Here is a 6,266-nt window from a genome sequence, read left to right on the forward strand (position 1 = left end):
GGCTCATGCGGTGCACCTCGCTCGGGCCGTCATAGATGCGGAACGGACGAATGTCGCGGAAGATCCGCTCCACCACAGTCTCCCCGGTCACCCCGCGCCCGCCCAGTACCTGGACGCAACGGTCGACCACCCGCCACAGCGCTTCGGCGCTGATCACCTTGGCCATGCTCGAATCGACGTTGGCGCGCCGGCCCTGGTCGAGCATCCAGGCACAGTGCCACACCGCCAGTCGCACCACGTGCAGGTCCATCATGTTGTCGGCCAGCATGAAACCCACGCCCTGGTGCTCGCCCAGCGGCTTGCCGAAGGCATCTCGGGTGCGCGCATAGTCGCAGGCGATGTCGTGGGCGCGACGCGCGGCGCCCAGCCAGCGCATGCAGTGGGTGAGCCGCGCCGGCGCCAGGCGCACCTGGGCATACCGGAACCCCTTGCCGATCTCGCCGAGCACATCGCTCGCCGGAATACGCAGGTTGTCGAAACGCAGCTGCCCGTGGCCACCGGTGAAGCAGCTGTCCAGCGAGTCCAGCTGACGCTCATGGATGATGCCGTCGCGTTTCATGTCGGTCAGGAACATGGTCGCCGTACCATCCTCCATGCGCGCCATGACGATGCCGAAGTCGGCGCCTTCTGCGCCGGTGATCAGCCACTTGCGGCCATTGATCAGGTAGTCGTCGCCATCGCGGGTGGCGGTGGTGCGCAGCATCGAAGGGTCCGAGCCGGAGCCTGGCGCAGGCTCGGTCATGGCGAAGCAGGAACGGGCATGGCCCTGGACCAGCGGGCGCAACCAGCGGTCTTTCTGCGCCTCGGTGGCGACCACGTCCATCAGGTGGATGTTGCCTTCGTCCGGGGCATGGATGTTCAGCGCCACCGGGCCCAGCGGCGAGTAGCCGGCCTCTTCGAAGACGATCGCCTTGGCCACGTGGCTCAGCGCCAGGCCACCCATTTCGCGGCTGGCGTGGGGCGTCAGCAAGCCGGCCGCGCGGGCGCGGGCCACCAGGTCCTGGCGCAGGGCGTCGCTGGGGCCGTGGCTGTCCTGGCGGGGGTCGTTCTCGAGCGGGATGACCTGTTCGGCGATGAAGTCTCGGGTCTTGGCCTGCAAGGCGAGCAGTTCGTCCGGGAGGGTGAAGTTCATGGTTGTCCTTCTGGGTGCTTGTCTGTCGGGAATGAGATGGCTGACGCCGTTCAGGGCAAGGCCTTGGGATTGCTGATGGCCAATCGGGCGAGGGTGACCTGGCGCAATGTCTCGACCAGGGTTCTATGGTTTTGCGGGGCGTCATGGCTGCCCAGGCGAATGGCCCGTGCCAGTTGGCGGCGCAGGTCGGGCAAGGCTGCGGGCGCCTCGTCGACCAAGGCGGCCAGACGTGTCCGCTCCTGGTCCTCGGCCAGAGCCCCCAGGCGGCTTTCGCGGGCTGCGATGGCCATGGCATTGGCGATCATCAGGGCCGGGTAACGCAGCTCGCCGGGCAGCGCTGGCAGCAGTTGCTCCAGAAGCGTCGAGCGAGCGATGTCGAGCAGTTCATGGGCATCGGGCTGGGTCATGGCGCTTCGGCTCCGGTCATGTGCAGGATGTCGAGCTCAAGCTCCGGCAGCAGTCGTGCGGTCAGTGCCAGCTCAATGGACGGCTCTTCGCCGGACAGGTGGCGCTGGCCTTGCTGCAGGGCGATCACCGCCCAGCGCAGGGTGGCCATGACCTGCCAGTAGTGCAGTTGGCTGCGCTCGATACGCAGCGGAGACACCTCGTGGTAGCCACCCAGGAAGTCCTCCAGTTGGCCGATACCGCCGGCCTCGAGGTCTGGGCGGGTGAAGCGCCAGCAGCGGGCGGTGAACCAGCCTAGGTCCTCGCAAGGGTCGCCCCAGCCGGTGAACTCCCAGTCGAGTACGGCTTCGAGTCCCTGTTCGCTGGCCAGGTAGTTGCCGGTGCGGTAGTCACGGTGCAACAGACACAGGATGCTGTTGCGCGGTGCGTGCAGCTCGCACCAGCGCAGGCCCCACTCCAGCACCGGATAGGCATCGGCGAGGGTGTCGAGGTAGTGGCGATAGGCGTCGATGGTCGCCAAGGCCGGTGAGCGGGTTGGCATCGGCAGGAAATCCAGCGCGGCGCACGGCGGGCGAACCTGATGCAGGCGCGCCAGGTTGGCGCCAAGCTGCGCCGCCAGCTGCGCCCGGCCCTGGGTGCCGGCGCCGGCGCTGAGCAAGCGACCGGCGGCGACACCCGGCACGTACTCCATCAGGAAGAACACCCGCCCATGCACGCGCATATCGCGGCACAGCCACAGCGGGCGCGGTACTTTCACACCGGCCTGATGAACCACTTGCAGCACCGCGAACTCCTGTTCGCGGTCCAGGCTGGCGGGTAGCGCGGAAAGCGCATCGCTGCGCAGCACCCAACGCCGGGCGCCAGCCCAGGGGCCGCCTTCGATCAGCAGGTCCAGCAGCCAGTTTTCCTGGATGGCGCCGCCGCTCAGGCGCTGGCGTGCCTGGATGACCACCCGCTTCGCTGCGGCGTACTCGCGGATGAACTCGACCAGTGGCTGGTCGTCCGGGGCCACGAATGTCTCGCCGTCCCGTACGGTCGTAGGAGGAGTGCTCATGGGGTTGTAGGGCCTGCCTGTAGTCATGTTGTCAGACAGCTTTAGCAACGCCTGGGCCAATTTTCGGGATATGCCTGTAACCCGCGCGCTCTCTGGCGCCAGGCTTTTCCATGGCGCTCGACGAAGCAATCTTGGTTTCACTTTTGCAACGAACTGATTCAGTATCGAAACAATTCAATCCTGAACAGGTTTCGACATGCGTCCTCCCCTTTCCCAGGTCGTCGTGCTGGTCAGTCACCTTCAACGACCTCGGCAGCGCAGTCGCCTCGCCAGCCTGGTGGCCGGCCTGGCGGCGGGCTACCCGGACGTCCATATCGAGGTGCTCGACACCTCGGTATCCGAAGCCCTGCAAACCGCCCGCGATCTCGAACAGCACGGCAAGGCCGACGTGTTCGTCTGTGCTGGCGCCACTGCCGCCTACCTGCGTAGACACCTGGCACGTCCGGTTCTGACGATGCGCGTTGGCGGCGGAGACCTGTTGCGTGCGCTGGAGCAAGCCCGCGAACACTCCTCCCATGTCGCCCTGCTCAGCTACAACCGCATCGACCGGGACCTGCAAGCCATGCGAACGCTGTTCACGGTGCAGGTTCACCAGGTCGCCTACACCACCCTGGAAGAGGCTCGCCAGGCTGTCCTGGAGGTAGCCCGGCTGGGTTGCCGCAGCATCATCGGTTCGTCGACGGTGGTGGAGCTGGCGGAACAGGCAGGCCTGCACGGCGTGCTGTCGCTGAGCGAAGACACTGCGCGCAAGGCGCTCGAGGAAGCCATGGGAGTCCTCGACAGCCAGCGCCTGGAGATCGCCAAGCGGCGGCATCTGGACGCGGTGCTGCAACACATTCCAAGCGGTGTGGCAGCGGTCGACAACCAGGGTGTGGTGCAATCGCTCAACCCTGCCCTTGCCCAGTTGCTGGAGTTGCCGGTCAGCTCGGCTCTGGGTCGACCGTTACAGCAGCTATGCCCGGAGCTTGACCTGCAACAGGCGCTAGAGGATGGCGGTGGCGAGGAAAACCGGGTGATCCGGCTGGGCTCGCACGCCGTGGTCAGCAATCTCCTGCCGATCCTGGAGAATGGCGAGCGTACCGGCCTGGTGCTCACCTGCCAGGACATCACCGCCGTGCAGCGCGCGGATCAACGCATCCGCTCCACTCGCCGTCCAGGTGCCTTCACCGCGCGTTACCGGCTCGAACAACTCAACGGCGCGAGCAAGGCCAACCGTGAGATGTTGCAGCTGGCCAAGCGCTTTGCCGCCAGCCATTCGACCATCCTGATCACTGGCGAAAGCGGCACCGGCAAGGAACTGCTCGCCCAAGGGATCCATAACGAGAGCCCTCGCCGGCACGGGCCTTTCGTCGCCATCAACTGCGCGGCGTTTCCCGAGTCGCTACTGGAAAGCGAACTGTTCGGCTACGAGGAAGGCGCCTTCAGCGGTTCGCGCAAAGGCGGCAAGCCCGGCCTGTTCGAGGCGGCGCACCGTGGCACGCTGTTCCTCGACGAGATCGGCGACATGCCTGTGTCGCTGCAGACTCGCCTCCTTCGTGTATTGCAGGAGCGAGAGGTCTTGCGCCTGGGCGGCACCGAGCCGATCTCCATCGACGTGCGCATCGTCGCCGCCACCCACAAGGACCTGGGGGCCGCCATGAAGGATCGCGAGTTTCGCACCGACCTGTATTACCGGCTGAATATCCTGCGCTTGCAGACCACCCCCCTGCGCGAGCGGCCCGAGGACATCCCTCTGATTTGCCAGGGAATCAGCCAGCGCCTGCTGGTCCAGGGCCAGCCACCGGGTGCCGCAGGCATAACGACGCTCCTGCTACCCTACCTCGTCCGCCATTCCTGGCCCGGAAACGTCAGGGAACTGGAGAATGTCATCGAACGGGCGATGCTCTCCGCCAGCGAAATCTTCCATGAGCACGGCGTGGATGAGCATTACCTGGCTCGCGTGCTGCCCGAGCTATTCGAAGGCCAGCCTCAGCCCAGGTCCCGGAAAGAGCCATCGCGCACAAAGGATTTGCACGCCATCGGCAAAACCGCGCAGTTGCGCTACATACAGGAGACGCTGGACAGCTGCCAGGGCAGCCTTGACGAGGCTGCGCGTCGGCTCGGGATCAGCCGGACCACGCTGTGGCGGCGGCTTCGTTCGGCACGCTGAGCAAAACGATGCGCCTGGGCGATGCGGAACTCGCCCAGGCCTGGACGCGGCCGGTGCCGTGAAACTCAATTGATCAGCGGAACCTGCTTGCCGATCTGCAACGCCTCCAGCGCGTCCAGTTGCGCTTCGATCTGCAGGAAACGCATGGCCCGCCGGGGTGACATCTTCTCGGCCACTTCCTGCACGTACCGGTGCAGCACGGCCAGCTGTTTCTCCTGCAATCCCCGATAGAGGTCGACCATCCTCGAAGCTTCCGCGTCGGTAATGCTGCCGGAACCATAGGCGCGGGCATATTCGAGCAGGAGCTGGAATGTCTCCTTGTGCAGGCTGTCCGTCTCGCCTCGGTAGCGTGAATAGACCGGCCAGAACGTCTCGGCTTCGGTGCCGTCCAGCGCCATGTTTGCCTCGACCATCCGTTTGCGCTTGTAGTTGATGGTTTCCAGCTGGTTCCTGATCTTTTCCTTGTGCTCGTTCATCACCTGCTCGACCGATGGCAGGGGTTCGTCGGCATGAGCGGCAAGGGAAAGGGTCGCGACCAGGGTGGCCACGAAAAGCAAGCGCCTGGACATCGGCGTTCTCCTTCTGGGTTGATCGAATGGATTCATGCTGCCGCGGTGCGATGCGACATCAACGGGCCCCGCTCTTCAGGGCGATCCTGGGCGTCCACTCCAGCCATTCGTCATTGGCCGAATCGAACAGGGCGAAGGTCTGCCCCGGCTTGGCGGGCTCGCCCATCTGCGCATTGTTCGGGGTGGCGAAGGCAATGCCGCCCTCCATCAGCGCCTCCATCGACTCGGTGCGTAGCGACAGGCCCTTGAACAGGCTGGCGTCGACGCCGAAGCCGCTGGCATTCCAGAAACGGCTGCCGGTACGCACCAGCGGTACGTAGCGCGGTTCGATGAGGATGCTGATCAGCACCCGGTCGGCCTGTTCTCCCAAGGCCAGGTCGACGACCTTGCCCACCGGGATCTGCCGGTAGGTCACCAGGTTGCCCGGCTTGATCGAGCCCTTGCGCGGCGCACTGAGGGTCAGCCGCAGGCCGTTTTCCCGGCCCAGCAGGTTGGGCGCTTCGGCGAGAGTCTGGAAGCGTGCCTGGCGCTCGCCCGGCGTGCTCGACGGCAGCGCCTCGATGTAGGGGCCGCTGACCAGGGTTCCGAGGTTCTCGGTACGCAGCAGGCCGAGCGCCGGACGCACCACCCAGAAGCGGGTTCCGCTGCGGGCGACGCGCTCGCCGGCGGAAGTCAGGCGGGCCTTCATCAGTACCCCGGAGAGGTCCGGGTTCAGCTCGACGCTTTCGATCTTGCCGATGTCCAGGCCCTTGAAGCGGATCGGCGTGCCTTCGCGCAGGCCGTCGGCATTGTCGATGCTCAGCTGGATTTCCACGCCACGGGCCATCGCCGCCTCCTCGCTGTCGAAGAGGGTGAAGCGACGCACCTTGGTCACGGTCGGCGCCTTCGGATCGAGGGTGTCGAAGGAGATCCCGCCGGTGATCAGGGTCTGTAGCGACTCGCTCTTCACCTGCACGC

At 65.7% G+C, this 6,266-nt stretch carries 6 protein-coding genes; 1 reads left to right on the forward strand and 5 read right to left on the reverse strand.

Going from position 1 to position 6,266, the window contains the following annotated elements:
- From FFS27_RS26625 to FFS27_RS26635, 3 genes are all read right to left on the reverse strand, one after another.
- Positions 1-1,132, reverse strand: a 1,132-nt coding sequence (locus FFS27_RS26625; RefSeq protein ID WP_137952316.1) for an acyl-CoA dehydrogenase family protein, incomplete at its 3' end; no start/stop codon positions are given.
- Between the two features lie 50 nt (positions 1,133-1,182).
- The gene (locus tag FFS27_RS26630; RefSeq protein ID WP_003089151.1) at positions 1,183-1,539 is read right to left on the reverse strand and encodes a DUF6285 domain-containing protein; all 357 of its coding nucleotides are present in this window, start codon (positions 1,537-1,539) and stop codon (positions 1,183-1,185) included.
- Complete coding sequence (locus FFS27_RS26635; protein WP_023101281.1) at positions 1,536-2,591, reverse strand: phosphotransferase family protein; 1,056 nt, start codon at positions 2,589-2,591, stop codon at positions 1,536-1,538. Before FFS27_RS26635 ends, FFS27_RS26630 begins: the two co-directional genes overlap by 4 nt.
- Positions 2,592-2,787: 196 nt before the next feature.
- Here FFS27_RS26635 and FFS27_RS26640 point away from each other — a divergent pair, with 196 nt between their 5' ends.
- Positions 2,788-4,740, forward strand: a complete 1,953-nt coding sequence (locus tag FFS27_RS26640) for a sigma-54-dependent Fis family transcriptional regulator (RefSeq protein ID WP_003132042.1) — start codon at positions 2,788-2,790, stop codon at positions 4,738-4,740.
- Between the two features lie 65 nt (positions 4,741-4,805).
- On the opposite strand, the gene FFS27_RS26645 is transcribed toward FFS27_RS26640, so the two are convergent.
- On the reverse strand, positions 4,806-5,288 hold the full coding sequence (locus tag FFS27_RS26645; protein WP_225010605.1) for a transcriptional regulator: 483 nt from the start codon (positions 5,286-5,288) through the stop codon (positions 4,806-4,808).
- Between the two features lie 79 nt (positions 5,289-5,367).
- Positions 5,368-6,266 (reverse strand): MlaD family protein (locus FFS27_RS26650; RefSeq protein ID WP_137952317.1); only part of this gene is annotated, 899 nt, incomplete at its 5' end.

Origin of the sequence: Pseudomonas sp. 2VD (assembly GCF_005503585.1) — a bacterium.
Taxonomy (GTDB): Bacteria; Pseudomonadota; Gammaproteobacteria; order Pseudomonadales; family Pseudomonadaceae; genus Pseudomonas; species Pseudomonas aeruginosa.